The organism is Rhodoferax sp. GW821-FHT02C08, from assembly GCF_059421805.1.
Genome location: NZ_JBWKVR010000011.1, coordinates 97,322 through 122,270, shown reverse-complemented (window position 1 = coordinate 122,270; position 24,949 = coordinate 97,322). Strand labels below are relative to the sequence as shown.

The window sequence follows — 24,949 nt, the reverse complement described above, 5'->3', positions numbered from 1 at the left end:
TGACGATGACAGGCTTTTGTTAGCCGCTCTAAGCGGAACAACCCAGGTTGCGACGGGCAAGTCCCGGCTGGAACAATCGGAAGGTAAACCGAGGCTGACGCAAGAACTCCTGCTCTATGAAGATTTATTAATGCTTTGTTAATTGTGTTGTGGGTGTAACCATCCAAAAAATAGACTCCCCGGCAGTTCCAACTATTCAAGGATTGCGCCGTGGGGAGTACATACCGGGGGGCCTGGACCGAGGCGGTTTGCAGGGGAAAATGGGCGCAGCTAGAGCGCTTGTCGACATATCTGGGGCGACGATCGGGAGATCGCACAGGGTTATTGGTTGCTGCGCTGCGCGGAGCGCGCGCGCTGTGTTTGGTCCTGCTGTCCTTGGCTTTCGTGAACACGGCTTTTGCCGCCTTGGGTACCTCGGTGACCCTGGTGGCGGGTGATCCGACACAAATCTATCCCGGCCAGACGACGCGCCTGCAGATCACGCTGTCGAACAACAATATTTCGGCGTCCATCAGCAATGTTGGTTTCAGTAATTTGCTGCCCGGTACCTTACCCGATGGTCTGAGCGTCGCCGGGGTTGCAAGTTATACCTGCACGGACCCTTCGGGCCCGAGCACTTCCGGGGGATCCGGCGTGTTGACGGCCACGGGGCAGAGCATCAGCCTGAGCGGCGGTGTGATCCCGCCAAGATCCGGGTCGGTGGATGGCTCCTGCGCCATCGTGATTCCTGTTACGGCGGGAACTTCTACCGGCAACGCTGCAGCCTATTCCTATTCCATCTCGGATGGCGCGGTGACCGGCGATGATGGCACGCCAGTGCAAAACGTGGGTGCGGTTCAGCAAAGCGTGAACGTGATTGCGCTTGCGCAGCCAGGCCTGTCCAAAGCCTTCGGTACGGGCACGGTGGTGCTTGGTGGCGCGGCCACGTCGCTTAGCGTGACCTTAACCAACACCAACCCGGTGGCCATCACGAATTTTCACGTGACTGACCTTTTCCCCCAGCTTGGCGGATCGTCGGTGATCCAGGTGGCTTCGCCAACGGGTGTAACCGCCAGCTGCAACAACGCCGGCGCCGCGCCGGTGGTAAGTGCCAGCGCGGGTGACAACAATTTCTCCGCATCGGGAACCTTGCCTGCCAGCTCGGGCGGCGTCAGCGGCAGTTGTACGTTCACTGTGAATGTGCAGGCTGCGCAGACCAATGGCAACTACAGCATAACGCAGACCAACACAATCAACCGCAGTACGCAGTTCACGAATGATCTAGGAATACCGGCGGCGGCAAATGCGACGGCGAACATCACCGTCAGATCGCCCTTGCAAGTGAGCAAGACGGTCGACGCCAGTTCCTTGGCGAGCGGCGGCACAGGGCGGTTCACCATCACCCTGGGTAATAGCAGCAGCAGCCCGTTAGCCATCAGCAGCTTTGTGGACGACCCGATTGACGGCACCACGGCAGGAAATCTGAACGCCTATGGTTTGAAAGTAACGGGACAGGCCACCACCTGCGGCGGTACGTTGGCAGCCACAACCAATAGTACCGGCGTTTCCTTGACGGGTGGCTCCATTCTCGCTGGGAGCAGTTGCGCGATCACGGTGGACTTCACCGGAACTGTACAAACGGCCAATACCCCCAGGGCCTACACCAACTCCCTCGCGGCAGGAGCCGTGGACGTGGGCAATTCCGCCATTGTGAGCCAGCCCGCATCCTCAACGGTGACAGTTTTCCAAAACCTGAACGTCAACAAAACGGTTGCGCCGAACAATCCGGAGCCAGGTAATCCGGTGCGGTACCAGGTCACGGTTCAGAACTGGTCCGCCTCGGCGATTACTGATTTGGAGTTTCCCGATACTTTGCAGCAGGGCCAGACCTTTCTGACGGGCAACATCGGCGGCTTCGACTACACCCCCAGCGGTTGCGGAGTCAGCGTGACCAATGGCGCCTCGGTGGGCGCCAGCGCGATCACCTTCGGCACGATCACAGTTCCGGCGCGCGCCAGTGTTAGCAGCCCTGGTACCTGCACCATCACCTTCTGGGCCATGGCGTCAAGTAGCGCGTCGGCAAACGCGAATTTTGACAATACCTTGAGCGCGGGCTCCGTCTGCTACGGCTCTGCGCCGCAGGTCTGTTATGGCAACGCAACCAGTGCCTCGGGCAACATCAATGCCGGCGCAGTGCTGTCGGCTAACAAGAGTTTCAGCCCCGCAGGCCCGCTATCGGAAGGTGCGGTATCACGGGTGACCATTCGTCTGGACAACTTGTCGGCAAACCCGCTGACCAATGTGACCCTGGGTGACAACCTGCCCTTGGCAGTGAGCGGCGGCGGGCAGATGCGCATTGCCAATCCGGCCAACGCAGCGACTACCTGCCTGGGCAACCCGGTGCTGACAGCCACGCCGAATGCTACATCCTTCTCGATAAATGGAGCGACGGTTCCGGCGCGCGCGTCCAACGGTATTGGCGCAGTGGGGTCGTGTGCGGTGCAATTCGATGTGGTCGGGCCGGCAGGTACCTTTAATAACACTGCCACGGTGACAGGCACGGAAACATATGGGAATGGTCTGACGCATACGCTTACGCCGGTGAACTCGAACACGGCGACGCTGGTCTATACCTCGTCACTGGCGGCGAGTAAAAGTTTTTCTCCCACATCGGTATCTTCGGGCGGCAGCTCCCGGGTTACTCTGCGGCTGAGCAACAACGGTGCTGTTGCACTCACGCAGGTGGCCGCTACCGATCCGCTGCCTGCGGGCATGCTGCTCGCGCCGGCACCCAATGCCTACACCACTTGCGCAGGCAGCACCGCTGTGAGCGCAACGCCAGGTGCTTCCAGCATCAGCCTGAGCGGGGCATCGATTGCCGGTGGCAGTAACTGCGATCTGGTCTTCGACGTGGTTGCAACCGGCAGCGCGAACTGGATTAACAGCATTCCTGTTGGCAACATCAGCGCCGCGGGCGGTGTCTTCAACCAGACGGCGGTGAGTGCCACCCTGGCATTTAATGCGCCTTCCGGCCTCACAGTGGCCAAGGCGACCAATCCCAGCACGCTGACGTTTCCGGGGCAGGTGAGTCAGTTGACGATCACCGTGAACAACGGAACGCAAAATGTCACCGGCCTGCATTTCACCGATTACTTCACCACGAATGGCACGGCCGCTGCGCCTTCCAACGGCATGGTGATCGCGGCCAATCCGGCCAGTGTCACCACTTGTCCGTCGGGTGAAGTGACCGCGGTGGCGGGGGCGCAGTCCGTCTCCCTGTCTGGTGCGGCAATGGCCGCGAACACTGCCTGCACGGTGGTGGTCAACGTGACCTCGGTGGCTGTCGGTGGATTGACGAACTTCATCCCCGCGGCATCGATTGCAACCGACCAGGGCTTGAGCAATAGCGGCCAGGCCACCACCAGCCTGACGACGCAAAGTAATCTTGGCCTGACTAAGCAGTTCACTCCCAAGGTGGTACAGCCTGGTGGCCGGTCGCGCCTGCGCATTACGTTTTTCAACGCCACCGCACAGCCGATATCGAATCTTTCCGTGGTCGACAACCTGCCATCCGGGGTTACCGTGCCCAGCGGCTTCAATCCTGTCACGACATGTACCGGCGCCACCGTGAACGCCCCTACCACGGGGCAGGTCCAGGTGGCTGGCGGCAACCTGGGCGCTGCCAATGGCGCGGTATCCAGCAGCTGTTATGCCGAAGTGGATGTGCTCGTGTCAGCCCAGGGCGACTACACCAACACTATTCCCGCCGGTGCAATCTCCGCATCGTCCGGCGGGGTGGGGGTGAGTAACTCGCAGCCTGCCAGCGATGTGCTGCGTGCGAAGGCCCCGCTGGTCGTGCACAAGGCGATTGCCGGCCAGACCCTGGATGCAGGCAATCCAGTAGGCTTTACCACCGGCAGCGCCACCAGCGCGGCTGGCATCTCGTCTACGTTGATCATCCGCATTACCAATCCGAATGCGACGACGCTGACGGCAGCTTCATTCACCGACAGCCTGCCGTCCGGCCTGGTGGTGGCGACTACACCGAACGCCTCAACTACCTGCAGCAACGGCGTGGTACAAGCCAGTGCATCCGGCACCTCGGTGCGCCTCACAGGCGCGACCTTGGCCGCGAATGCGTCCTGCAACGTTGTGGTGGACGTGCTCAGCAATATTGCGGGCACTTACACCAACACGATTGCGTCGGGTGCAATCACGACATTTGAAGGCGTCAGCAACGAAGAGCCGACCAGTGCCCGTTTGCAGGTCTCGACACCACCGGTGGTGTCCAAGCAGTTTGCGCCGCCGGTCATTCCACCCAACGGCACGTCTACGCTGACGATCTTCCTGGGCAACGACAATCCGGGCGCGGTGACATTGAGTGCCGCGCTGGTGGATACCCTGCCTACCGCGCCAGGGCCGGTATTGGTTGCCGCGACACCCGGCATGCAGACGAGTTGCCCTGGCACGGTGACCGCCGTCGCAGCTTCGGCAACAGTTACCTACGCCAGCGGTGCCTCAATTCCCGCAGGCGGTTGCAGCATCAGCGTGCAGGTCACCGCAGCCACGGCGGGGACGCATGTCAACAGTATTGCGGCCGGTGCATTACAGACCAACCTGGGCAACAACCAGCAGGCGGCGAACGCACCTCTTTCTGTCAGTACGCAGGGCTTTATCTCGGGCCGTGTGTTTCGGGACAACAACCTGGTGCCGAACGGTACGTTCGAAACTGCGGTTGATACACCGATCGCTGGAGTCAGCGTCGAGCTGCGTACCGGAAACTCCTGCGCTGGCGCATTGGTGACCCAGTCCGGATTGACGAATCCGGTGGCTACCGACGCACTGGGCAACTATGTGTTTGCCGGCCTTCCTGCGGCGACGTATTCGGTGTGCGAACTGGTGCAACCTAGTGCTACCGTCAACGGCATCACCACGGCGGGGTTTCTGGTGTCGACCAGCGGCAGCACCGGCGCGACAGGCACCGCCTCGAACTCGAGCGCCACTACCAGTCAGATCGTGGGCATCGTGCTCAATGGCGACGGTGCTGGCGGTCAAATCACGGGTTCTACGCAGAACAACTTTGCCGAGATCGTTCCGTCCGTTATCGCGGGTTCGGTATTCCTGGATATCAACAACAACGGTATCCGCAATGGTGCGGATGCACCGTTGAGCGGTGTGGTGTTTGAGCTGCTTAACAGCTCGAATGCCGTGGTGGCCACGACCACGACTGCGGCAGATGGAGGCTACAGCTTCGGCAATCTGCTGCCCGGTACCTACAGCGTGCGCGAACCTGCGCAACCTGCGGGCACTTCCAACGGCTTGACCTTGGCTGGCAGCGTATCTAACGGTGGCACGGCCGGAACGCCGTCTTCGGTAGCGGTGCTGCCCAGCGTGATCAGCAGCATCGTGTTGCCACCGAATACGCAGTCGGTCGCCAACAACTTTGCGGAAATTCCCAACGGCCGCAGCGTGTCGGGCCGCGTGTTCCTCGACTACAACAACAACGGCGTGTTAAACAGTCCACCTGACCATGGCATCGGCGGCCAGACGGTGGCATTGACGGGGACCGACATCAACGGCAACGCGGTCAACCTGACGACCACCACCGCGGCAGACGGCAGCTACAGCTTTTCCGCCGTGCCGGAAGGAGCCAACTACACGCTGACACAACCTGCACAGCCCGTCGGCACGAGCAATGGCATCGCGACGGCGGGCTCCACCGGCGGGGTTGCCAGCAATCCGACGACCGGCAGCAGCCGGATCACCGGCATTGTTTTGTCTGGCACGAACACGGTGTCCGCCGAGAACAATTTTGCGGAAATCCCGGGGGCGGCACCAGACCTGGCGCTGGCAAAGACGCATGCGCCATCGAACTTCGCCTCCGGCGGGAGTTCGGGCTATTTCACGCTCACGCCGCGCAATATCGGCACGGTGGCGACCAGTGGAACGGTGACGGTGGTGGACACCTTGCCCACAGGTATGACGGTGGCCGCTTTGGCCAGTGGCTCTGGCTGGACCTGTAGCGGCGGCGTTGGTGCGAGCGTGGTCACTTGCACCAGCACGTCTTCGATTGCAGCGGGCGCCAGTGGCAACCCCATCATCGTGCGCGTGGCAGTGGCCAACGGCCTGAACGGCCAGGTCCTGACCAATACCGCTTTGGTATCTGGCGGCGGTGAGCCGGCCGGCTTTGATGGCAATAACAGCGCCAGCGATTCAGTGGTGTTGGTCTCCGCGGCTAGCGTCAGCGGAAGTGTGTGGCGCGATGCCAACCACGACCGTGTCAAGGACGCGAGCGAGAAGACGGTCTCCGGCTGGACGGTGGAGTTGCTGAACAACGGCGTGCTGGTTGCTAGCACGCAGACCGACCTCAGTGGCGCCTACACCTTTACTTCGCTGGCACCTGGCGCGGGTTATGAAGTGCGCTTCCGGGAGCCCGGCACCGGCAATTTCTACGGCAAGCCGGTACCCAACGAGAGTGGCCAGTCCTATACGGCAGGCGTGGTCGGCTCGGGCAATCCTGGCGGTGCAGACAATACCCAAGGGGTGCTGCAGAACATCAACCTTTCGCCAGGTGACAACATCCTGCAGCAAAGTCTGCCTCTCGACCCTGCAGGTGTGATTTATGACGCGGTGACGCGGCTGCCGGTGCAGGGTGCGGTGGTGACCTTGTCCGGCCCTGCAGGCTTCGATGCATCCCAGATCCTGGGTGGAGCACTTACGCAGACCACGGGCGCCGAAGGGGCCTACCAGTTCCTGCTGTTGTCCACCGCGCCAGCAGGGGTCTACACCTTGAGCGTGACTGCGCCTGCAGGTTATGCACCGGGAGCCTCCACATTGATTCCCGCGTGTACCGCCACCCTGGCCGTATCGGCCGGGCCACCCGATCCGGCTGTGGTACAGAGCAGCAATGCACCTCCCACGACTGCGGCGGGGAATCCTCTGACGACGCCAGGTGCGTGCGCTTCAAGCTCAAGCGGGCTGTCGGCGGGTTCTGCTACGACGCAGTATTACTTCAGCTTCAACTTGAATCCAGCGTCGCCGGGCAGCTCCGCCAATGTGGTGAACAACCACATCCCGGTAGACCCGATGAATGCGGCCGGCTTCGTGTTGTCCAAGACCGGTAGCCGTCGTGTGGCGGAGGTGGGGGATACGGTGCTCTACACCATCATCGTGCGCCGCACGTCTGGTTCGTCATTGCCACAAGTCACGGTCCGCGATCGGCTGCCTTCGGGTTTCACCTACATCCGCGGAACGGCACGGGTGAACGGCTTGGCCGCTCCTGATCCTGCCGGTGGTTTGGGGCCGATCCTTGGCTTCACCGTTGGGGGTCTCACTCTGAACCAGAGCACGACGCTGACCTACCGGGTGCGCATCGGTGTGGGCAGCATGCAGGGCACAGGAATCAACTTTGCGCGGGCCTACGGCTGCGCAACGCCCGCGGGGTGCCTGACGGCGGCCCTGCAGCCGGTGACTGGCAGCATCGAGTCGAACGAGGGATCGCACCAAGTGCAGGTGACCGGTGGAGTGTTCACCGACGAAGCCTGTGTCCTGGGCAAGATTTTCGTGGATTGCAACGGAAACCATATTCAGGACCCGGAAGAGCTGGGGATTCCCGGTGTGCGCCTGTACTTCGAGTCGGGGCAGTACCTGGTCAGCGACAGCGAAGGCAAATACAGCCAATGCGGCATCACGCCCAACAGCCATGTGCTCAAGGTCGATCAACGCACCTTGCCCACCGGTTCGCGCCTGACGACTTCCAGCAACCGAAATCTGGGTGATGGCAACAGTCTCTTCATCGACCTGAAGAACGGAGAGCTGCATCGCGCCGACTTCATTGAGGGCAGTTGCGCCAACCCAGTATTGGAGCAAGTCAAGGCCCGACGAGCCCAGGGAGAAATCCGGTCGGTGGAAACCGAAAAACAGAAAGGACCCGCATTGCGATTCGAGAGCAAGCCCGTCCGTATGCCCAAACAGGCTACCGACAGCGCCAACCAACCCATCGTCCAACCGCGTGAAGGAGCCAGCGATGCACGTTAATCGCCTGCCCCAACGCAGTGCTGTGGCGCTGCTGATCGGTGCCATTCTGGCGCCAACTACCTGGGCACAGTCCGAGGATGTACGTTTCGCGCCTTTGACTGCTGTTGAACGCAGTTCGGTCACCGGTGTGGCTCAACCGCTGTATCCGCTATCGACCCCTGGGCAGCCTGTACCAGGGCAGACATCGACGGTTTTCCCAGGCACTGTGGGCGAAGTGGATTACAAGGTCAACCAGGCTGCGCAGCGCGTGGTCGTTGAGGTGGCACGCAATGCTGTGCCCGCCGACGGGCAGACGGCCGTACCGGTGACCATCCGCGCGCTGGGTGCCGACGGCAAGCCGCTGGCAACGCCGGTCTGGGCCACCATCGAGCACAGCGGTGGCCGTATTCTGCTGCCAGGTGCACGCACTGACGAGGCCGGCCCGCTGGCACGTGATGCCGACCGGGTGACACCAGGCGTTCAGGTCAGGGTCAGCGATGGCGTGGCTATGTTCTCGCTGCTGGCGCCGATGGCGCCCCAGGACGTGCAGTTGCGCATCACCGTGGGTGCACAGGAAGTTTCTGGCGTCGTCAGTTTCGTGCCGGAGATGCGCGAGATGGTTGCGGCAGGTTTGCTGGAGGGCATCATCAATTTCGGACGCAAGGAACACAGTTTGCTGGTGCGTCCCGAGCATGAGGATGCGTTCGACCGGGAAATTCGCGCCTGGGGTCGGGAATTCAATAACGGCAAAGCGAATCTGGAGGCGCGTAGCGCATTTTTTCTGCGCGGCACGATCCAGGGTAAATACCTTCTGACTGCGGCCTACGACTCGGACAAGGTCACGCGGGCGCGGCTGCTGCGTGACATCCAGACGGAAGAGTTCTATCCGGTGTATGGCGACTCCTCGCTACGGGGGACGGATGCATTGTCGGACAGCCGTCTTTACGTGCGGGTTGACAAGGACAAGAGCTATCTGCTGTGGGGTAATTTCGCCACAGGCGACGGCTTCAGCCAACGCAGCGGTGGCGGAAACGTGGCCACGCTGGCGCAGCGCAGCCTGGGCAACTACAACCGCAGCGCGACAGGCGTTCGATACCACCACGAGGATGGCGGTCTGGTCGGCAATGTGTTTGCCTTCCGCGACTCTCTGCGGCAGGTGGTTGAGGAGTTTTCCAGCCAGGGCAGTGGCCCTTACGGGCTGCGAAACAGTGCCGTGCTCGAAGGCAGCGAGAAGGTTGAAATCGTGGTGCGGGATCGCGAACAGCCCTCGCGCATTCTGAGCACTACGGCGTTGGCGCGGCTGGCCGACTACACGTTTGAGCCCTTCAGCGGACGGATTCTGCTCAACACATTTTTGCCATCGGCGGATGCGAATCTGAACCCGGTTTCTCTGCGCGTAACCTACGAGGTGGACCAGGGCGGCGACACCTTCTGGGTGATGGGGGCCGACGGGCAAATGCATCTGACCGATTCGGTCGAGATCGGCGGCTCGGTCATGCGTGACAGCAATCCGTTGGCTTCTCAGGCCATGAGCAGCGCTAACCTGGGCTGGCGTATCGATGAGCATACGATGCTGGTGGCTGAAGTTGCGCGGACCACCACCGAGGTCAACACCAATGCCACCAACGTTTCCGTGCTGCCCGGCATGGCGGGCAAGACCGGCGATGTGTCAGGCAATGCCTGGCGGATTGAAATGGCCCATGAAGCGGAGCGCACGACGGCACGGGTGTTCGTCGGTCGCAGTGACACCACATTCAACAACCTGGCCGCACCGTTGACGGGAGGCCGTGGTGAGGCCAATGTGTATGGCGCCTACAAGCTGACGGACACCACCAAGCTTTATGTGCAGGGACAGCGCAGCGAGGACCTTAACCCGGGCGCGTCGGACAGCAGTTCGATCCAGGCCGGGGCCTCTTTCAAGCTCAGCGAACGGCTCACAGCCGACGTGGGCCTGCGTTCTATGCACCAGTCAGCAGGCAGTGTGACGGCTTTGTATTCGACGCCTTTCAGTTCCACAGCCGGCCTGACCGGCAGCATCGCCACGGGCTCGGGAGGTAGTGCCGTAGGTTTTGGCAACCAGGTCATTGATCCTGTCAGCGGCCTGGTGGTGATCAGTTCGGGCACCTCGCTGGCCGGCACGGCGGCCGACCAGACGACCGGGCTGAACAGCCAAACCGTGCGCGCCGGTCTGGGCTACCGGGTCAGCGACAAGTTCACGCTGGGCGGGGAGGTGGAGCATGACGTGAGCGGCGACGCGCGCAGGCGTTTTGCCTTGGGCGGCGACTACCAGATTGCCGAGCGTACCCGGCTCTACGGTCGTTACGAGCACCAGACCGGCTTGTCTGGCGTGGACAGTATTACTACCGAGGAGCGCAAGGCAAATGCCTTTGTCTTTGGGGTGAACTCCAGCTACATCCGCGACACACAGCTGTTCAGCGAATACCGACTGCGCGATGCCCTCAGTGGCCAGGACGTGCAAATGGCTTCCGGGGTGCGCAATGCCTGGGACTTTGCGCCAGGCATTCGTCTGAGCACAGCGTTCGAGCGTATCCAGGTGCTCTCCGGTGATGCGGCCGATGCTTATGCGGTGTCTGCGGGGGTGGACTACACCGCTAACCCCTTGTGGCGCGGATCTACCCGCATTGAATATCGCCATTCCGGTGACATTGAAAGCACGGCCAGTAACGAGGCATTCAATACGACGTTGTGGCAGGGTATGGCGGCGCGCAAGCTGGACCGTGACTGGACACTGCTGGCGCGTGACTACCTGCTTGCGACCCGTTACGACGCCCGTGGCAGCGTGCTGCAAAACCGGGCGCAGATCGGCGTAGCCTACCGCGAGACCGATACAAATAAGGTCAATGCACTGGCGAAGTACGAACTTAAAACCGAGCGGGACGCGAGTGATGCCACTGTTGGCCCCTTGGCGACCCGGGCCCATATCGTGTCGGCCCACGCGGACTACCATCCCAGCCGCCCTTGGTGGATGACCGGCCGTGTTGCTGCAAAGTGGCAGCACGACAGCCTGGAAAACGGGGTGCAGGACTCTTTCCGTGCGCAGTTGCTTTCGGGTCGCCTTGTGTATGACGTGACGGAAAAATGGGACCTGGGCGTGATGAGTGCGGTGCAGTTCGGCCAAAACCAGGCCAAGCAATGGGCCTTTGGTGTGGAGGCGGGCTATCTGCTGAAGCAAAACCTGTGGCTTTCCGTGGGCTACAACAAGTCTGGTTTTTCTGCGGACCGCGATCTGGTTGGCTACGAATACACCCGCAGCGGCTTTTATATACGCCTGCGCTTCAAGTTCGATGAAGACCTGTTTGCTGGCGGCAATCGCAACGTCAATTCCACCCTGGACCGATAGGTATTCCATGATCAATCGAATGAACACCATGAACCATTCCTACTTTTCTCACCTGAGACTGCGTGCAGTGGCGAGCGCTCTGCTGGTATGCGTTGGCTCCCTGACCGGGTTGGATTCGAATGCGCAAACCGTCTTGACGCCAGCGAATGACCGCATCACCGATGAAGCCCAACGTGCCGACCATGCGGTATATGCCCAAATGCAGGAACGTATCCATGCCATCAACGAAACGGGTGTGCCGGTGCGCAACTATTACTTGTCGAAGGCGCAATGCTGGCTGGATGTGTCCTTCCACGAATACACCCGTAACGACCGCAGTGCGTTTGTGCAGGAGTCCTTGAGCGAATCCGCCAAACTCATCGTTGCGCTGGAAGGCAAGCAGAACCCGATCTCGAACGACACGCCGTTGGTCAACGGTGCTGCGCGTATCCGTCCCGACCTGTGGGAGCGGGCCGGCGCATTGCACGGGCATGCCGGGTTTGCCTGTGCGCAGCAAAGGGTGGCCTGTTCGGAAGTGGAGTTGGTGCATGCCGGCAATGAGTTGAACCAGCAGCAATGGCGGCATGCAAAGCCCTATGTGCAGATAGCTGAAGACGATTTGGCGGATGCCGATGCGTTGGCTGCGTCCTGCCCCACGCCTGCGCCGCAGTTGGTGTCGGCTCCTGTGCCACCGGCACCGGTGGTCGCACCCGAAATGGTCAGGCTGTCGGCCCAGGTTGTGTTCGAGTTTGACCGGTTTGGCCGTACCGATATCCGTGCCGCCAGCCTGGCATCACTTGAGCAATTGCTGGCGCGTTTGAATACAGATGCGCTGGAAGTACAAAACCTGGTGTTGGTGGGCCATGCCGACCGGTTGAACTCCACCGGCAACCATGACTACAACCAGACGCTATCGCAAAAGCGCGTCATGACGGTGCGCGATCTGCTTTTGTCGCGCGGTGTGGTGGCAGCGCGGGTGCAGACGGATTTCAAGGGGGATACCCAGCCGGTGGACGATTGCACCGAACGGTTTGCGCACGAGGATGAGCTGAAGGAGTGCTTGCTGAGCAATCGTCGGGTAGACATCCGCATCGAAGGCCTGAGCCGTAAAAAGTAGCAGTGTGCTAGGTGAGGAGGCTGGGTTTACTCGGTGCTCTTTGCTAGTGAGAACTGCAGCACGGTGCCGTGCCCTGGCGCACTGCTCAGCTGGATGCGGCCGCCCAGCCGCTCCACTACAGTGCGTACAAATACCAGGCCCAGGCCAACGCCCTTGGGGGCCGATTTTCGGTCCGGCTGCAGGCGCACAAAGTGCTGAAACAGCAGTTCTTGCTGCGCCGTTGAAAGGCCGGGGCCGACATCTGCAATTGCCAGCTGCCAGCGACCTGGCAGTTCTTGCACGCTACAGTGGACCTCGCTATGTGCCGGGCCGTACTTCACCGCGTTGGAGAGCAGGTTTCCGATGGCTCTGGTCAGCAGCCCACGGTCGGCTTCGCACCAGGCGGGCTGATCTGCGAGATGCAGCTTGAAGCGGATACCACGGGCTTGCGCTTGAGGCCAAACTTCATCGACTGCTTCGTTTAAGAGCTCGGATAGATCGACTGTCTGCATCCGATAGGCATTGGACTTGGCATGGGCCAGCTGCACGAATTCTTCGGCTAAGTGCAAAGTACGCTGGGCATAGCGCTCGATGCGTTGTAGTGTGTCGGGGCCGATCGCGGTAGCGGGCTGCATGCGCTGAAGCTCCAGCAAGGCCAGGATGGACGATTGGGGGGAGCGCATATCGTGCGAGATGAAGCGTAAGGCTTCATCACGTTGCTGTTCAGCCGCGCGGATCGCGCTGATGTCGACCAGGCTGGTGATCCAGCCGGTTGCTATGCCACCAGTATCAAAACAGGGTACGCAGCGCACCAATACAGCGTTTCCTGCTATATCTTTTGATTCAATTGTCCAAATGTCCGTCGTCTTTGCCAGAGAGTTGTCTTGCAACGCAGGAATACCTGGCACCTGTAGATGGACATCGCGCAGCAGATCCGCAAGTGCTTGTTTGGCAACCTGCTGGATGCCCAGGCGCTGGAAATACTGGCCGGCGGCCTGGTTCGCCATCAACACTTGGCCAGCCGAGTCGCTAATGATGGTGGCATCTGGCAAATGGCTGAGCACGTCACTGACGAAGCGGTGCAGATTGCGCAATTGCGCCGACGCGTTCTGCAGTGCATGGATATGGCGCTCCAGTGGGTCGCCCAGGCTCTTGGCGGGCTGCATTGGGGGAAATTCGTGGCGCGTTTCCATGCGTCGAAACTCTTGTAGCAAATACCCTGTGGCTGCACTTAGTCTGCGCCACATCCATAGGGGATAGGCGGCGAGCAGGCCTATGAGAGCGGCGGTAGGCGCATAGCTGATACCGGCGTAGCGCATGGCCAGCCAGCTGGCGCCGAGCGTCAACAGGATGAGGGTAGCGCTAGCAAGCAAGGACGCGGTGGGCGACAGCCACAGAATAGCCAGTAAGCCCAATGCAACTGGTACCACGCAGAACGCCGCGTTGCGCCAGCCAGTGGCCCGCTGCACCCGCTGCTGCATTAGCAGCGCATTCATCACATTCGCCGAAATTTCCACACCTGCGGTAAGCTCGGCATTACCGGAGCGTGGGGTGGCGTATGCATCACCCATGCCTGCCGATGTGGCCCCGACCAGCACATACTTACCGGTAAATGTGGACGGCGGAACCTGGCCCTTCAGCACATCCACATAAGACACCTGCTGAAAATGCGTTGGCGCTCCAACGAACGGAATTTGCATCAAGTGGTCGCGCACCCATGGATGTGGCGTGCTATTGGTCGTTTGGACAGACGGTGTATTGCGATTGCCTGCAGTGAAGCCGCCAGCTTCCAGAGTGGCGACGCCCAGATGGCTCCACCAGTGCGCACCATCGCCCTCACGTAAATAGGCGGTGCGGACTATGCCATCTGCGTCTAGCTGTAGCTGAATATGTCCTATGGCTGCGGCTGATGCGGCTAGCACCGGCACGGGAAGCAGCGGTATGTATTTGCCGGCGCCATAGTTGTCCTGCAGTGCCAGCGGCAGAACGACTTTGCCGTTGCGTCGCATTGCGTCGGCAAGCACTGCATCATCGGCGGCGTACACCGGGTCCTGCTCCGTAAGGATCAAGTCCATTCCGACTGCTTTGGGGCGGGCTGGTGTGAGTTGGTCGAGCAGCGCCGCGTGGAAGCCGCGTCGCCATGGCCAGCGCCCGATGGCGGCCAGGCTTTTGTCGTCGATGGCAATCAGCACAATCTCATCCGATACCGGGCGATCAACCAGGCGCATGAGCTGATCTGCAATCACCAGATTCGGTCGTTCCAGCGCGTTGTAACTGCCTAGCATGGCCACAACCGCCAGCAGCATGGTGGCTAGCAGCAACCATTCCCGCTGGCGCCTTCTCAAGCGGCGCGGATGCAACCCGCTATCCTGCCGTAAAAGTACCCTGCCGAGCCGCCATTTAAACAAGATACGACGCTACCTGTCTGCGTGGCTGGGTCATTAATGACTGCCTGGACGCACCGGATTGCCATCGGAGCTGAGCACCGATTGGCTACCTGACGTCATCAGGCGTGCCGGTACGGTGAAGGACTGGGTGGAGGTAAATGCACTGGCATGACCCTCGCGGTCCAGTTGCTGCACCCGGACGTAATACACGCCGGCCGGTGGCAGCGGATGGCTGAAATTGGATGTTTCCACCACGCTGTCGTCCAGTATGTTGGCAAAGTTGGAGTCGTGCGCGATCTGTATATGAAAGCGTACGCCGTCCGTCATTGCCGTACCCCAATGTATCGATAGTGCTGTAGCGCCGTCGGCTGCCACGCGAGGTGCTTGCGGTGTGGGCGGCAGGGCTTCTACCCTGAAGCTGACCGGTTTGCTGAACGGCCCGCGGTCGCGTATGCCGTCTGAAGTGTTTTTTACCGATGCGACACGCCAGAAATACGTGCCGGGGACGAGATCACTTATAAGCTGGCGACACTGGGGCAAGTTGTGTAAATCGTTGACCAGGTCACGGAATGCGGCATCGCGCGCCACTTGCAAATCGTAGGCTTTGACCCCAGTGCTTTCGGTGCATAGCATTTCAACGCTGGATGAAAACCATTGGCTGCCCTGCTGCGGCTGGCGCAGGAATGGTGCCTCGGGGCGTGCCTTGACCTGTATAGAGCGACTTGCCTCTACGCCAAGGACACCTCGTCCATCGACCGGGCGCACTGCCAATTGGTAAGTGCCATCGTCCAGGCCTTCAAAGCGCACGTCCGTCTGGGTAAATTGACCAAACCGAATTACCTGGTCCAGCGCGGCGTCGGTAGCGATCCGTACTTGGTATGCCGAGGCGGCGCCGAGAGCGGGGAGGGCGAACTCCACAAACGAAATATCTTCCGCGATGGCAGGCAACTGCGACAGATCAGGTGCGGGTAGCAGCGGCGCCACGATGACTTGGGTATCTGCCGTGCCTAAGCGGGTACCTTCACCTGCATGCACCATTGCTTGCACCGCAGGAGACTGAGCCGAGCGGACCAGTACCGCGCCTTCGGTCACATCGTTGATAAATGCGCCTTTGTCGTCCAGGGCCACGCCGAAGCGGGTGCCCCGCACGCCACCCACGGCATGGGGTGTACGGATCTCAAATCGGCTGTTGGCTGAGGGCAATGGTGTTACCTTCGATTCCACGCGGCCGCGGTCCAGTTGGATCGTCGATCGAATGTCCTTCGACGCCGGCGCATAGAGCATTTCATTCAGCTGAATACGGGTATTGGCTGGCAGCCGAATTGTCGAACCATCGGCCAGGCGCAGCGTCACGAAGCCCTTGTCACCGATAGTCAACTGGCTGCCCTGTGGTAGATATTGGCCCATGACCAGCGCTTGGTCTTTGGGCTGACCTGGTGTTGAAGCGCTGGCGTCACCGACTACATGCACTACTTGTACATTCGCCGGCTGGGGGCGCAATAGATGTACGGGGATTGTCAGTACGGTGCCCGGCCGCAGATGTAAGGGGTCGTGCACCTTGTTCAATTGTTGCAGCAGCTTCCACTGCGCTGGTTTGTAGAGATAGCGCTGGGCTACCACATACAGGTTTTCACCCGGTTGCAAGGTGTAGTCGATATTTTGCGAAAAAGCGGCAGCGCTGGAACCCAGAAGAATCGGGGCAAGAATCCAAGGTGTGTGGCAAAGAATCTGGGATAAAAATCGGGCGATCATTCGGATTGTTGAAACGCGGTAGGTCCATAGTCTGGCGTGGTTGACTGGACTTTTTCCAGCCGGTAGCCATGGTTGTAAACAGAAGTCAGCCGGTAGCCGTTTTCGGCTCGTAGCGCCAGCTTGCTACGGACATGGGAAAAGTAGACGTCGAGTGACCGGGAAGTGACATCGGCACCCTTACCCCACAGCGCTTCGATCAGGTAACCGCGCGATACTAGTTGGCCCAGGTGGGTAAACATGGTTAGCGCCAGGTCAAATTCCTTGTGTTTCAACACCACCGCGACGCCGTCCAGATATACGCTCCGTTGGGTCGTATGGAAGCGGTAACGGTCAAAGTTAAGTTCTTCGGTGGCGCGGATATGGCCGCCACGGCGCAGCAGGGCAGCAATGCGTGCACGCAGTTCCACCACGCGCTTGGATTTGACAATGTAGTCGTCGGCACCGCACTGCAGTCCGGTCACGATATCGCGTTCGTCGCTGCGATTGGTTAGCATCAAAATCGGTATTGCCGACGTTAAATGTGTACGTACCTTGCGCACAATCGCTGTGCCTTCGATGTCTGGCAACTCCCAGTCGATGATCAGAAGGTCAAAGGTTTCTCGTTCTACTGCATGCAAAAAGTCCTCACCCTGGGCGAAGACGTGACAGTCGTGGCCCATCGCAGCCACCACCGCGTGGATAAGGTCAAGTTGGGCAGGATCGTCATCAACAGCTGCGACGCGCATCGAGTCTATCTTGGCGAATGAAAGTTGCTGAGCTGGGATGCAAGCGATGTGCCCCAGTGTTTGGCATCTGTAGCACTTTGCAACAGGTGTTTGGTAGGGTAAATACTTTACCGCAAGCAAGCTGACATGAAATGATTCTTAATATTCCATTGGCAAATGGTGTGGTATTCGATCCACTTTGTTGTTTTGGAGTCCTAAATCAAGGACGGTCGGCTCAAAACGAGGCTAGCCATAGAGGCTGTGAATGGCCGGCCCAGCTTGGTAAGACCATAGAGCAATGTATTGCAGACCTGTAATTTAAGGCTGATGTCACGTAGGGTCAGGTAAAGCAGTTCGGTCAGCACGTTTTCGATGGCAGCTCGAAAAAGTGGTCGAGATCGAGAAATTTTGTTTACGACTTTAACTATGGCCGTTGTTAAATCGTAACGCTGCAAACCCGCATGAATGCTAGGCCCCTGTTCACGACCTTAATTGCACGGAATAACTGGATTGTTCTGGGCAATTAAAGTCTAAACAGCCCCCATGGACTTTTGCTGATGGCTACCGCCACGATGTAGCCCACGCTGGTCAGCGCACCCAGAAAGGCTATTGCACGCACTGGCCGGGAATGGTGGGGCTGTAACGCCACCATGCCCAGTGTTATATAGACCAGTAAACCGGCGATTTTGGCCAGCAGCCAGGGCGTCAGGAACGGGTTGAGCCGCAATGTCCACGCCAGGCTCAGCGCCGACAGCAGTAGAACCGAATCCACGGCATGCGGCAGGCTCTGGGCGATCCGGCCGCGCACCCAGGCAGCGCCGGATAGCGCGCCCAGGCCGCGGGCGAAAAAGCCCGCAACCGACAAGGCCACGGCGGTCTGGTGGATGGTCTTGAGTGCTAGGTAGTCCATGGTCGCTTCAACCGGGCCGGCCATCCAGGCGGGGCCGGGTCAGCACCGGCCAGTAACCCACGGCATACACGGCAAAGCCGAGCGACCACAGCAGGCCGGAACACAGCACGGCGGGCACGGCGGCTGCCGGCACCGCCAGCGGTACGAACACTCGCACTAGCGCCGCGGCCAGCACACAGCCGTAGCTGATCACCTCCATGCGGCCCGCGCGCAGCGGCCGACCGGTGTGGCCCAGCGCCGTGCGTGTCACCATGCCGATGACCAGACCGCCGATGGCGCCCACCGTCAGTGCATGCGTGGCGGCCGATGCGGCCACCCAGCCGAATATGGACAAGGCACGCAAGCCCAGGTGCAGCACGATCCACAGATAGGCCGCATGCAGCACCCAGACCAACGGCGTGCGCCAGGTGGTCCATGGCTGCCACAACCACCAGCGCACCAGATGGGCGACGGCGGCCGCGCCTAGCAAGCCGGCCAGTGCGGCGCCATGCCAGAGAAGCAGGTCGGCCACCAGGATGAGCAACACCAAGCCCAGGGCCAGCTTTTCCACGGCCGGGTGGCGCACCGCCTTGGCCCCCGGAATGCCGTTGTTGGTGAACATGGGAATGACGCGCCCGCCCATTACCACCATGATGAACAGCACCACATCCAGCCCGATCTGGATACCCAGCCAGCCCGGTAGCGCGAGCACCCCGAGCAGCACCAGGTGCACCATCAGCGCCGCTGCCGACAGCAGCACCAGCAGGCCGATGAAGAAATAATTGCGCCGGTTGCGCGCGGCGAGGAAAGGAATCGTCAGCGCAATGGCCGCGGCCAGCGGAAACGTGGTATTGGCGACGGCGGCCGCCCAGCCGAACGGGGTGAGCACCAGCACGCGCGCAGCCACCCACAGTCCGGCCAGTGCCGCCAGCGGCAGACCCGTTGGTGTGGGATGGTTCGACCAGTTGCGCCCGGCGGTGAAGAGAAAGCCCACCACCACGGCCAGTGTGAAGCCGAACAGCATCTCGTGCGCATGCCACAGAGGACCCTGCAGATAAGGCCGGCCTAGCCAGCCCGCGTATTGCAGGGCCCACAAGGCGATGGACAGTGCAGCGAACACACTGGCCAGCAGATAGAACGGCCGAAAACCCATGCGCCACAACGCCAGACCGGGGCCGATGGCGGCCGGCTTGGGCTCTCGGATTCGGATGGTGTCCACCATGGCGGAGCCGTCAGCAGCCCAGGGACACCGCCTGGCCTTGGCGGTCAAAGGGAACCATGGCTGCCAGCTGGCCCGCCTTGATGGACGCCACCATGCGCTCAAGAGCCTGCTCCGCGACTGCGCTGCCGGGCGGTATCCCCGGTGTGCCAGACAGGCTGCTTGCAAACACCATGCTCCACGCCGACGCCATCTGCACCGATTCTTTCACCAGATCGGCGAAGCTGTGCAGTTCGTCGGGTGTCTTGTCCACGCACATCACTGGCACCAGCGCGCCGCCCTGGCCCGCCAGGAAGCGTTCGCGCTGCGCTGGCGTGCTGTTTTCAGGCAGGTCGGCATTCGCAAACACCAGCAGCAGGCGTTGTGGCAGCGGCTGTGCCCGCGCGGCCTGCAGCAAGTCATCAAAACAGGAAATATCCATGGGTTGCTCTCTTTCAGATAAGGGCTAGGAGGTCACTGGTCCAGCGGGTGGTATCAGTGCGGGCGGTAGGCATCGTCTATCTCATTGAAAACCGGTTCGGTTAAATGCTCTCTGTACGGCCCATCCCCGCTGTGTGAGGCCGTGGATGCCGGGACGAACTGGCCGGTCTGGACATCAAATACGTGAACTTCACCGTCTTCAATGACGTAGTGCCAGCCGTGCAGCGCCAGGGCCCGCGCTTCGACCCGTTCGCGCACCATAGGGTAGTCCATGAGACGCTCCAGTTGCAGCACTACGGAACGTTGCTCGGTGCGGCGCAGGGCTTCGGGGCCGGGCTGTACCGGCAGCAGGGCCTCGGCGGCTAGGCTCAACCAGGCCTTGAGGTTGACGGCTTCATCCGGCACGCCCTCATAGGCCGCGCGGATGGCGCCGCAATGGCTGTGGCCGCAGACCACGATACGCGAGACTTTGAGGTTGAGTACCGCAAACTCTATAGCGGCAGAGGTGCCGTGGTAGCCGACCCAGCGGCGTGCGGTGTCCCGCGACCCGTTCATGGGGTCATCGACATAGCCGTCGTAGGGCGGTACAAAGGCGCCGACATTGCGCACGATGAATAGCTCGCCCGGTCCCGCACCCGTCAGCAGGTAGGGCAGCAGCCGTGAGTCGGAGCAACCGATGAACAGGATGGTCGGGTGCTGGCCGTCGCGCACCAGGCTCTGGAACTGCGCTTGCGCACCGGGAAAGGTATGGTCGTGAAAGCGCCGCAGGCGCATCAGCAGGTCGTCTGGCAGATCATCTTGCAGGTTGGCTGGCATGGCGCTGGCGGAAGGCGAGACTATGGCCGCGTTATTGCACCAGCGGTGAGCCGCTGGCCTCCAGCGCCACGCCCACGAGGCTCGCTTGCCCGGCCAGGATGGTGAGGTATTGGCGCAGGGCCGTCGCCCAGGTCTGCTGCTTCAAGGCCAGGCGTACGGCTTCGCGCACGGTCTCAAAGGCCCGCGGCGTGCCGCTCTTGCGAGCCAGCACCTCCACCACATGAAAGCCGAAGCGGCTGTGCACCAGGCGGGGCAGAACGCCCATGTCATTCAGGCCGAACAGTTCACGGCCAAACTCTGACGCGCAGTCTTGCGGGCCTAGCCAGCCCAACTCGCCGCCTTCGGCGGAGCTGGGGCAGTTGGACCATTGCGAGGCCGCGGCCGCAAAGGCCGCTGCCGCCTTCGCATCATCGCGGTCATGGCAGCGGACTTGTAGCATCACGCCCTCGGCGCGGTTGCGCAGTGCCACCACGTCCACGCCCGGCGTCACCGCAAATAGGATGTGGCGGGCGTGGACTTGCTCGTCGGTGCGGTAGCGGGCCGCATGCGCGGCGTAGTAACGGGCGCAGGCCTCGTCAGAGGGTTCAGGCACCTTCAGCTCGCGCTCAAGCAGCGCCTCGATCGCTTCTGTGGCAGCTTCGCTTTGCACGCCACCAGTCAGCGACGGGTCGTCTGCGGCCAGCAGTCCGGCTGATTGCGCGGCCTGGCGCAGCAGCTCGCTGCAGGCCATCTGGCGCAGGCTTTCTTCGTTGGGGTATTCGTCCGCCAGGTGGAGCGGCACGCCGTTGACGCTGGCTATGCTGGCTATTGGGCCCGGCCCGCCGGTGCGGGGCTCCAGCGGCACGGGCGGGGGGGCCGTCAGCGAGTTGACCAGCGCGGCGTCATAGCCGCCGGCTTGGGGCTTCACACTGAGAGCTGTTGCTGCTCCGCCGCTCTTGCAGCCGCAGGAGCCTGATCCACATCCGTTGTCCATGGTGATTCCTTGTGTTGTATGTTGCGCTGCGTGCCGCGTTCAGGGCCGGTCGCGTTGGGGCGGCAGGTTGTGGTCTTGCGGCAGGTTAAGGCGTCTGGCGCGCGACACCTGATAGGGCCGCAATACATAGAAGATCGAGGCAAAGCCGCTCCACACGTGAACCAGCCGGCTGAATGGAAACAGCAGGAAGATGGTCATGCCAAAGACGATGTGAAACAGATAGGGCCAGGGCAGTGCGGCCAGGGCCGTCGCATCCACCGGTCGCAGAGTGACGATGCGTTGGGCCCAGTCGGCCAGGATCAGCATCACACTGCCGTCGGAATGCTGCAGCGAGAAGGGCAGGGTGATCAGGCCCACGGTCAGTTGCACCCACAGGATCACCAGCACGGCGATGTCGGTGGGGTGGCTGGTGTAGCGGATGCGCGGGTCAAAGATGCGCCGGTACAAAAGCAGCGTGAGTCCGATGAAGCACAGTGTGCCCGCAATGCCGCCGGCCACCACCGCCATCAACTGCTTGCTGGCGGCGCTCATGAAGACGCCATACACGGCGTGTGGCGTGAATAGGCCCACCATATGGCCGAAGAACAAAAACAGTACACCGCCATGGAACAGGTTGCTGCCCCAACGCAGCGTGCCGGTGCGCAGCATCTGCGAGGAGTCGCTCTTCCAGCCGTACTGGCCGTGGTCAAAGCGGATAAGACTGCCGACCAGGAATACTGTGAAGCAGACATAGGGGTAAACCTGGAACAGGAAACCATAGAGGCCGCTCATATCGATGCTCCTTGTGCCGGGCTGTTCCGGCGGACGATGTGGATCGGTTGCGGGTCGCCCGGCTTGGCCTGGCCCTGTGTCGAGCAGCCGTCAAACGCGGCAGGCTCGGCCCAGGCCACGTCCAGCGGCTCGTCGGGTGTGATGGTGATGGAGCGGGCTGCCTCACCCGCTATCTCCAGTAGCGCGCCCAGCACGCTGGCATGCCGGCTTTCGCGCTTTTCCAGCGCGTTGAAGATGGCGTTAAGGATGTGCGCCACTTCCGATAGCAGCGCGCGGACTTGCGCTGGCGGCTGGGTGGAGGCGTATTCCAGCAGCACCGGCAGGTAGTCGGGCAGTTCGCCCTCGGCTAGGAACAGGCCGGCGGCCTCGTAGGTTTTGGCCAGGTCGATCATGGCCGGGCCGCGCTCGCGCGAGTCGCCATGCACATGCTCGAACAAATGCAGCGAGGTGGCGCGGCCGCAGTCGAACAACTGCACGTAGTCGGCCTCGGCGTCGATGGCGCTTTGGGTCAACTGGCTGTCGATCAGTGCGTCCAGTTCGGCCAGCCGCTCGCGGCCAACGGTGTGCGCGCCATGCAGTGCGGCGCGCATTTCCTGCAGGTGGGAGCGGATGCCTGCGTCGGGGTACTGCAGCAGGCGCGCGAGTACGCGCAGGGTAATGGACAGATCGTTGGCGGTTTGCTTGTGGGTGGTCATGTCAGATCTCCGCCTTGATAGGGATGGTTCTTTTCTTGTCGCTGCCAAAGAGGCTGACTTCGCTCGTCCCTTCCGAACACCCGTTGCCAAACGAGAAGCCGCAGCCCCCGCGCACATTGAAGGTGTTCTCGGCATATTCACGGTGCGTGGTCGGGATGACGAAGCGGTCCTCGTAGTTGGCAATCGCCATCACGTGGTACATCTCCTCCACCATGGCGCGGGTGATGCCCACTTGCTCCAGCACGGCGTCGTCGACCACGCCGTCCACATGCTTGGCACGCTGGAAGGCACGCATGGCCAGCATGCGTTCCAGCGAGCGGATCACTGGAACGGTGTCGCCGGCGGTCAGCAGGTTGGCCAGGTACTTGACCGGGATGCGCAGCTGGTTAACGTCCGGAATCTGCCCGTTCTGCCCCAGGTGCCCGGCATTGGCTGCTGCACTGATGGGCGAGAGCGGCGGCACATACCAGACCATGGGGAGAGTGCGGTACTCAGGGTGCAGCGGCAGGGCCACCTTCCATTCGACGGCCATCTTGTAGACCGGGCTGTTGCGCGCAGCTTCCATCCACTTGTTGGGGATGCCGTCAACGCGTGCCTGGGCGATCACCTTGGGGTCGTTCGGGTCCAGGAAGATGTCCAACTGCGCCTGGTACAGGTCGCGGTCATGCTCCACGCTGGCGGCTTCCTGGATGCGGTCGGCGTCATACAGCAGCACGCCCAGGTAGCGGATACGGCCCACGCAGGTCTCGCTGCACACGGTGGGCTGGCCGGCTTCGATGCGCGGGTAGCAGAAGATGCATTTCTCGGCCTTGCCGCTTTTCCAGTTGTAATAGATCTTCTTGTACGGGCAGCCGCTGACACACATGCGCCAGCCGCGGCATTTGTCCTGGTCGATCAGCACAATGCCGTCTTCCTCGCGCTTGTAGATCGAGCCCGAGGGGCACGATGCCACGCAGGCCGGGTTCAGGCAGTGCTCGCATAGGCGCGGCAGGTACATCATGAAGGTGTTCTCGAACTCGCCGTACATCTCTTTCTGGATGTCGTCGAAGTTCTTGTCGGCGCTGCGGCCCTTGAATTCGCCGCCCAGAATTTCTTCCCAATTCGGGCCCCAGACGATCTTGTCCATCTGCTTTCCGGTGATCAGGCTGCGCGGGCGCGCCGTGGGGCTGGCCTTCATCTCGGGGGCGGACTGTAGGTGGCCGTAGTCGAAGGTGAAGGGCTCGTAGTAGTCGTCAATCTCCGGCAGGTTGGGGTTGGCGAAGATCTTCATCAAGAGCTTCCACTTGCCGCCTTGGCGCGGCTCGATCTTGCCGTTGGCCTTGCGCACCCAGCCGCCGTTCCATTTGTCCTGGTTCTCCCATTCCTTGGGGTAACCGATGCCGGGCTTGGTCTCTACATTGTTGAACCAAGCGTATTCCATGCCGGGCCGACTGGTCCAGACGTTCTTGCAGGTAACCGAGCAGGTGTGGCAGCCGATGCACTTGTCCAGATTGAGGACCATGCCGATTTGTGCGCGGATTTTCATGTGTTGTTCTCCTTGAGGGGGACGGGCGGACTGACCGGCGCGTGGCCCACGACGGTGACCAGGGCCGACATGTCGGTTACGGCATGGACGGAGTGCGGTGCGCCGGCAGCCATGTGGGTGAGGTCTCCGGCCTGCATGCGCAACTCGCAGCCCGGTGCGCGGAAAATGACCTCGCCTTCCACGCACTGGAAGACCATGGCACCGGGCACCGCGTGCTCGGCAAGATCCGCGCCGGCGCGCAGCACCAGGCGGAAGATCTGCAGGTTGTCGGTGCGCACCACCGTGAAGGTGTGTGTGTCGGGCAGCGCTTCGCCCAGGGGGCCGGCATGCGCGAGTTCACCGGGGGCCAGGTGTTTCAGTGCCATGG

Annotated in this window: 15 protein-coding genes; 3 read left to right on the top strand and 12 right to left on the bottom strand. The window is 61.4% G+C overall.

Translation table 11 applies throughout. From position 1 onward, the window contains the following. Positions 1 to 384: 384 nt before the first annotated feature. From AC07VY_RS15070 to AC07VY_RS15060, 3 genes are read left to right on the top strand one after another with little or no spacing between them, the layout of a single operon-like run. Entirely contained in the window at positions 385 to 8,016 is a 7,632-nt protein-coding gene (locus AC07VY_RS15070; RefSeq protein WP_495097830.1) for a DUF7933 domain-containing protein, read from the top strand. Then, positions 8,006 to 11,356, top strand: a complete 3,351-nt coding sequence (locus tag AC07VY_RS15065; RefSeq protein ID WP_495097829.1) for a porin family protein — start codon at positions 8,006 to 8,008, stop codon at positions 11,354 to 11,356. Before AC07VY_RS15070 ends, AC07VY_RS15065 begins: the two co-directional genes overlap by 11 nt. Positions 11,357 to 11,384: 28 nt before the next feature. Beyond that, entirely contained in the window at positions 11,385 to 12,452 is a 1,068-nt protein-coding gene (locus AC07VY_RS15060; protein WP_495097828.1) for an OmpA family protein, read from the top strand. A 26-nt stretch (positions 12,453 to 12,478) separates the two neighbouring features. Here AC07VY_RS15060 and AC07VY_RS15055 read toward each other — a convergent pair whose 3' ends face one another. From AC07VY_RS15055 to AC07VY_RS15000, 12 genes are all read right to left on the bottom strand, one after another. After that, positions 12,479 to 14,737, bottom strand: a complete 2,259-nt coding sequence (locus AC07VY_RS15055; RefSeq protein ID WP_495097827.1) for a CHASE2 domain-containing protein — start codon at positions 14,735 to 14,737, stop codon at positions 12,479 to 12,481. Between the two features lie 135 nt (positions 14,738 to 14,872). Beyond that, positions 14,873 to 16,462 (bottom strand): FecR family protein, encoded by a 1,590-nt coding sequence (locus tag AC07VY_RS15050; protein WP_495097826.1) that lies wholly within the window; start codon positions 16,460 to 16,462, stop codon positions 14,873 to 14,875. A gap of 104 nt (positions 16,463 to 16,566) precedes the next feature. Next, complete coding sequence (locus tag AC07VY_RS15045; protein ID WP_495097825.1) at positions 16,567 to 17,295, bottom strand: response regulator transcription factor; 729 nt, start codon at positions 17,293 to 17,295, stop codon at positions 16,567 to 16,569. Positions 17,296 to 17,797: 502 nt separating this feature from the next. Next, positions 17,798 to 18,184 (bottom strand): SirB2 family protein, encoded by a 387-nt coding sequence (locus AC07VY_RS15040; protein WP_495097824.1) that lies wholly within the window; start codon positions 18,182 to 18,184, stop codon positions 17,798 to 17,800. A gap of 7 nt (positions 18,185 to 18,191) precedes the next feature. Further along, on the bottom strand, positions 18,192 to 19,385 hold the full coding sequence (locus AC07VY_RS15035) for an NnrS family protein (protein ID WP_495097823.1): 1,194 nt from the start codon (positions 19,383 to 19,385) through the stop codon (positions 18,192 to 18,194). Between the two features lie 10 nt (positions 19,386 to 19,395). After that, the gene (locus AC07VY_RS15030; RefSeq protein WP_495097822.1) at positions 19,396 to 19,803 is read right to left on the bottom strand and encodes a ribonucleotide reductase subunit alpha; all 408 of its coding nucleotides are present in this window, start codon (positions 19,801 to 19,803) and stop codon (positions 19,396 to 19,398) included. A 53-nt stretch (positions 19,804 to 19,856) separates the two neighbouring features. Then, the gene (locus AC07VY_RS15025) at positions 19,857 to 20,594 is read right to left on the bottom strand and encodes a carbonic anhydrase (protein ID WP_495097899.1); all 738 of its coding nucleotides are present in this window, start codon (positions 20,592 to 20,594) and stop codon (positions 19,857 to 19,859) included. Between the two features lie 55 nt (positions 20,595 to 20,649). Further along, positions 20,650 to 21,591: a peptidylprolyl isomerase gene (locus tag AC07VY_RS15020; protein WP_495097821.1), complete on the bottom strand. Its 942-nt coding sequence runs from the start codon at positions 21,589 to 21,591 to the stop codon at positions 20,650 to 20,652. Positions 21,592 to 21,630: 39 nt separating this feature from the next. After that, entirely contained in the window at positions 21,631 to 22,362 is a 732-nt protein-coding gene (gene narI, locus AC07VY_RS15015) for a respiratory nitrate reductase subunit gamma (RefSeq protein WP_495097820.1), read from the bottom strand. Next, complete coding sequence (gene narJ, locus AC07VY_RS15010) at positions 22,359 to 23,057, bottom strand: nitrate reductase molybdenum cofactor assembly chaperone (RefSeq protein ID WP_495097819.1); 699 nt, start codon at positions 23,055 to 23,057, stop codon at positions 22,359 to 22,361. Before narJ ends, narI begins: the two co-directional genes overlap by 4 nt. Position 23,058: 1 nt before the next feature. Next, positions 23,059 to 24,582 carry a nitrate reductase subunit beta gene (gene narH, locus AC07VY_RS15005; RefSeq protein WP_495097818.1) on the bottom strand — a complete coding sequence of 508 codons (1,524 nt, stop codon included), beginning with the start codon at positions 24,580 to 24,582 and terminating at the stop codon, positions 23,059 to 23,061. Next, a complete protein-coding gene (locus AC07VY_RS15000) occupies positions 24,579 to 24,947 on the bottom strand; it encodes a cupin domain-containing protein (protein ID WP_495097817.1) in 369 nt (122 codons plus the stop codon). The genes narH and AC07VY_RS15000 overlap by 4 nt, the downstream gene beginning before the upstream one ends. Positions 24,948 to 24,949: the final 2 nt, after the last annotated feature.

Bases quoted from the DNA above. Each gene is read 5' to 3' on its own strand.
- AC07VY_RS15000 (WP_495097817.1), bottom strand. From the start codon at position 24,947: ATGGCACTGAAACACCTGGCCCCCGGTGAACTCGCGCATGCCGGCCCC.
- narI (WP_495097820.1), bottom strand. From the start codon at position 22,362: ATGAGCGGCCTCTATGGTTTCCTGTTCCAGGTTTACCCCTATGTCTGC.
- AC07VY_RS15030 (WP_495097822.1), bottom strand. From the start codon at position 19,803: ATGGATATTTCCTGTTTTGATGACTTGCTGCAGGCCGCGCGGGCACAG.
- AC07VY_RS15040 (WP_495097824.1), bottom strand. From the start codon at position 18,184: ATGGACTACCTAGCACTCAAGACCATCCACCAGACCGCCGTGGCCTTG.
- narH (WP_495097818.1), bottom strand. From the start codon at position 24,582: ATGAAAATCCGCGCACAAATCGGCATGGTCCTCAATCTGGACAAGTGC.
- AC07VY_RS15020 (WP_495097821.1), bottom strand. From the start codon at position 21,591: ATGGACAACGGATGTGGATCAGGCTCCTGCGGCTGCAAGAGCGGCGGA.
- narJ (WP_495097819.1), bottom strand. From the start codon at position 23,057: ATGACCACCCACAAGCAAACCGCCAACGATCTGTCCATTACCCTGCGC.
- AC07VY_RS15055 (WP_495097827.1), bottom strand. From the start codon at position 14,737: ATGCTGCTGGCGGTTGTGGCCATGCTAGGCAGTTACAACGCGCTGGAA.
- AC07VY_RS15065 (WP_495097829.1), top strand. From the start codon at position 8,006: ATGCACGTTAATCGCCTGCCCCAACGCAGTGCTGTGGCGCTGCTGATC.
- AC07VY_RS15060 (WP_495097828.1), top strand. From the start codon at position 11,385: ATGAACCATTCCTACTTTTCTCACCTGAGACTGCGTGCAGTGGCGAGC.
- AC07VY_RS15045 (WP_495097825.1), bottom strand. From the start codon at position 17,295: ATGCGCGTCGCAGCTGTTGATGACGATCCTGCCCAACTTGACCTTATC.
- AC07VY_RS15035 (WP_495097823.1), bottom strand. From the start codon at position 19,385: ATGGTGGACACCATCCGAATCCGAGAGCCCAAGCCGGCCGCCATCGGC.